Here is a 4,267-nt window from a genome sequence, read left to right on the forward strand (position 1 = left end):
TGCGCCGCAATCGGCCGCGCACTCGATGCCTTCACCTCAGAGGAATGCGCCAATTACCTCAAAAATTCAGGCTATCGAACCTAATGCCATCACGCTTTAGCTCGTCAAATCTAGGCGGAGGTGAGCATCGTCTCCACCACGCTTAATATCAGCTAGATACCGGCAATCCGCCGCATGCGGCTCGCCACTCCCCATTCGCAAGTTAATGCCCGGATGGCGGAGCGACGCACTACTACGCGGCAAATCGTGCCAACGCCTTGCGATCTACTTCGATGCCGAGCCCCGAACCGTCCGGCACGCGAACTATGCCACGAGTATGCTCTATCGGCTCCACAAGAATAGACTGCCGAATTGGGTACTCGGTGCGATCAAACTCCAGCATTGGCTCAAGAGGTCTGAGCGAAGGCGGCGTGTGCGACGGCAGAACGGCGAGGAGATGCAGCGACGCAGCGATCGCAATTCCGGTACCCCAGACGTGTCGGCAATAGCGGACCCCAAACGCTTCAGCCATGTCGGCAATCTTCTTGCATTCGGAAAGTCCGCCCGCGCCGCAGGTGTCAGGCTGCGCGATATCTAACGCTCGCGAGACGAAAAGGTCGCGAAAGCCAAATCGGGTAAACTCGCACTCCCCACCGGCGATAGGGATCGAGAGTGCGGCCCTTACCGTACAATAGCCGGCAAGGTCCTCCGGCGGCACCGGCTCCTCAAACCCTGTCGTGATCCTCGATCATGCGGCCCAGATGGATTGCAGCCAAGTAGCATATGCGTGATTCGCGTCCACCATCAGCATTGTACCCGGTCCGATAGCTTCGCGGACAATGCGCGTCGTGGCCGCATCCTCCTCCACGCCGAAGCCGACCTTGAGCTTCACCGCGGAGAATCCTTCAGCGACATAGCCGGCCGCCTCCCGAGCGAGAGACCGGTTCGGATCCTCCACTTTTCGCCGGAGCAGGCCAGTCGCATAAGCAACGAACTCCGTACGACCGGCGTCGCCGAGCAGCTGTCGCACAGGAACCCCGAAATACTTGCCCTTGATATCCCATAGGGCGATATCAATGCCGCTTTAAGCCTTGGATAACGACACCCTTCCGTCCATGATCGCGCAAGCCTGCATAGATCATCCGCCATAGATAGTCGGTACGCAGTGGATCCTGCCCGATAAGCCAAGGCACAACGCTCTCGACCACCGCTGCGGTTATCCGAGCTGGCCCGTAGCATTCGCGCCAGCCGACGATACCCTGGTCCGTCTGCGATCTCGACGAGCATCGCAGTGCGATTATCATACCAAGCACGTGAAGAGGCAAGAGGTTGCGACAGCGTGGCTTGAAGAATGTGAGTACGAGCGCCTGTGATGTTCATGAGCATCTCTTGTTCTACTAGTATCTCTAGATTGATGAGGTCGGTACTTCACGACAACAGGGCGGCTCACCATTCATGCCTTGGGCAGAGCTAGCCTCCTCGCCAGCAAGTGGAGACGCCCGACGAGAAGCACTGCATATCCGGCCGCCCCGATTGACAAGCCAACGCAAACACCGGTAGCGCCCAGGCCGATCCTGAAGCCAAGCAGATAGCTGAGGGAAACGCGATAATCCAATATGCACTCCCGGCAAATAGAAGGGGCACTCGGGTGTCCTTCATGCCTCGCAAACTGCTCGACGCGATGGTATACACTGCAGCAGAGATAAAGCCGGTTCCGCCGATCAAAGAAGGTCTGCAGCGAGTCCGATCGTTGCATCGGCATCATCGACCAATTCGCCAAGGCGACCTGATTGGCAGCAAGTGCTTTGGTGCTGATCAAGCCCATCAGGAGCGCAGCGGCAGACGAGATTCCACTCTCCAACAAAAGAGACATGGAGATCGGAATTCCGATCACAATCAATTGCCGCATCAACGGCCAATCCAAACGCCAGAGCTGTGCAAGCGCGCGATAGCCCCGAAATGATGGGGCCATTGTGACGAACCACAAAGCAGCCAAAAACGACGAAATGTTCACTACTGTCGTCGCGAGACCAATCCCGAACAACTCAAGTCGCGGCAGGCCCAAATTCCCGTACGTCAAGAGATAAACCAACAAGCCGTTCAGGGGGATACCCGCTAGCGTAATCCACAAGACCGGCGCCTGCCGATTCACCGCACTCATGAAAGTACGAATTCCGGAGAATAATAACAAAGGTGGCACGCTCCAGGCCACTCCGGACAGATACTGGTGCGCGAGCAGCGCCGCGCCCGGCGCCTGACCAAATGCCAGCAGTATGTGCTCGCCGCGCAGTTGAAAGGTCATTATCGGAAGCGATAACAGCAGCCCCGTCCACAGCCTCATGCGGAGTGAGCGTCTTAACAGACTTAGATTATTCGCTCCAAACGCCTGCGCCGCAAAAGATGCGCTCGCCAAGATTAGGCCCATCCCGAAGGTGACGCTTAATCCAATATATCCTGCCGGCGAGAGCTGCCGCGGCGGTCGCCTCGGCACCCATGCGACCGATGAAGGCGAGATCCGTCGCGAGCATCGCGACCTGCCCAAGGTTGGTCAGCACTATTGGCAACGCAAGCTTCGCAATTTCGCTAAGCTCGGCCCTGAAGTCATTCGCGGCCGACCGTCTCGCGACTCTGTCTCCGGGAAGCAACGCCGATCTTGTTTTGGATGCCTTTTCCTGCAACTCATACTGCCCGCTTTCGTCTCCGGCGGACTTTGCGGAGGATCTCCCTACCGTCCTGAATTCGTGATAACCCGCAATAACGACTTTCGCGATCGCGAGCCGCATCATCCGGTTGGCTCTGCTACTAAGCTATCGCGCCATACATCAGCCACCGGTGAGAACAATTGTTTCCGTTCCATAAGCTATGCCAGTTTTCCCGGCCGCTTAGGCACGCAAGAAGCTCGCTTGACAGCTGGTAGAGTCGATCTCCGGAATCCTGCCGTGAGCGCCGTCGCGACCGGACTCCCGGGCAACAGGCTTACAAAGTCCTAAGCTAGCGCGAAGTCGCGTGTACACTGAAGCATTGGCATCACACGCATTGTGAGAGGCTATGGTCTTGAGAGTCATTTCTACAACTCCTTAAGCAAACGGTGTGCTTGATAGACTCTCCTCTTCAAGAGGTCGTGCCAATTAGGAGAGCTGGTTTGTATAGCTCAATTTGAATTAACCGATGTGTCGTTAAACCGACAGCACGTCGGAGATCTGACGCGAGATCACGATGCGGCTTCATCTCAAGGCCACGCTCGACGTAGAGGTGCGAACCACACTCATCCGGCTGCTAAATCATTTTGGTAATGTTTGAAACGATCGATCAGACAACTTGTCGGCCCAAACAGCCGCGATGCATGAGGGCAGTCCTGAACCGACAAGCGCAGTACGCGTGGCCGGAGAACACATCATTTTTGCGTCACATCGACAAGGCATTGTAGCTTGGCTTTTCGAACACCGCAGCGTGAGCTTGTGCGCTTGAGAAGAGGTCGGGAAGCTAACGAGCCTGCACCAGGTTACCCTGTTTCCGCGATTCTCGGCGCTCGGAGATGTGTTTGGGAGTGGCGGCGATCTGCGGCGTCCCTGGAGTTGCCGGATTCTGGGGTTTGGTCCCGGTATGTATGTGCTAGCGCGACCTTGACGAGTTTGGCTGCCACCCCCGCGTCTGCGGATGTATCGCAGATGTATTCGTAAGTTTTGAGGCCCGTCAGGGCCGGAGCCGCCGAGCCCAGTTGTTGTCTAGTTGTCCGTGAACAAGCCTCCAAGCACTTGATTGGGAGTCTGTTTTCCGGTTGCGGCGGCATTTGAGATTGCAGGGGGATTGAGGCTTCACAGCCCAAAACCCTGCAATTTCGATTTTGGATTTCCCTGCCGCTGCGAACCGTGATTCTGTGCTGCATCGGAGGGACCGATGCGACCAAAGAAGCACAGGACGACAGGCTCGAACGATCTGTTCCGGTCCCGGCTGGACCAGATCATCAACGTGGTGGCGCACGCGAGCGGTGCGTTGCGCAGCCAGGACCTCAAGCGGGTCACGGTCGACACGACCGTCCAACCGAAGGCCATCAGCTTTCCGACCGACGCCAAGCTGCTGCATGCAGCGATCCGCGGGTTGAACCGCCTGGCGAGGAAGCACGGGGTCAGGCTCCGGCAATCCTATGTTCGCGTGGCCAAAAGCGCGGCAATGATGGCGGGCCGCTACGCTCATGCCAAACAATTCAACCGGCATCAGCGACAGCTGCGCCTTCTGCGCAGCCGGCCGGGCCGGATCATCCGCGACATTCGCCGCAAGACCGAGGCCC

General features: G+C 57.5%; 2 protein-coding genes and 2 pseudogenes. 1 reads left to right on the forward strand and 3 read right to left on the reverse strand.

Features of this window, described 5'->3' with window-relative positions; all coding sequences use genetic code 11:
• Positions 1–232: 232 nt before the first annotated feature.
• The 3 genes and pseudogenes from IVA87_RS30670 to IVA87_RS30680 form a co-directional block, all read right to left on the reverse strand.
• A pseudogene (locus tag IVA87_RS30670) lies at positions 233–1,057 on the reverse strand (mandelate racemase/muconate lactonizing enzyme family protein).
• Positions 1,058–1,432: 375 nt separating this feature from the next.
• Complete coding sequence (locus tag IVA87_RS30675) at positions 1,433–2,404, reverse strand: MATE family efflux transporter (RefSeq protein ID WP_247336646.1); 972 nt, start codon at positions 2,402–2,404, stop codon at positions 1,433–1,435.
• The gene (locus IVA87_RS30680; RefSeq protein ID WP_247336648.1) at positions 2,349–2,765 is read right to left on the reverse strand and encodes a hypothetical protein; all 417 of its coding nucleotides are present in this window, start codon (positions 2,763–2,765) and stop codon (positions 2,349–2,351) included. The genes IVA87_RS30675 and IVA87_RS30680 overlap by 56 nt, the downstream gene beginning before the upstream one ends.
• Positions 2,766–3,876: 1,111 nt before the next feature.
• Between IVA87_RS30680 and IVA87_RS30685 the strand changes: the two are divergent.
• Positions 3,877–4,267: pseudogene (locus tag IVA87_RS30685) on the forward strand (hypothetical protein); the annotation flags it as partial.

The sequence above is a fragment of the Bradyrhizobium sp. 147 genome (genome assembly GCF_023073935.1).
GTDB lineage: Bacteria > Pseudomonadota > Alphaproteobacteria > Rhizobiales > Xanthobacteraceae > Bradyrhizobium.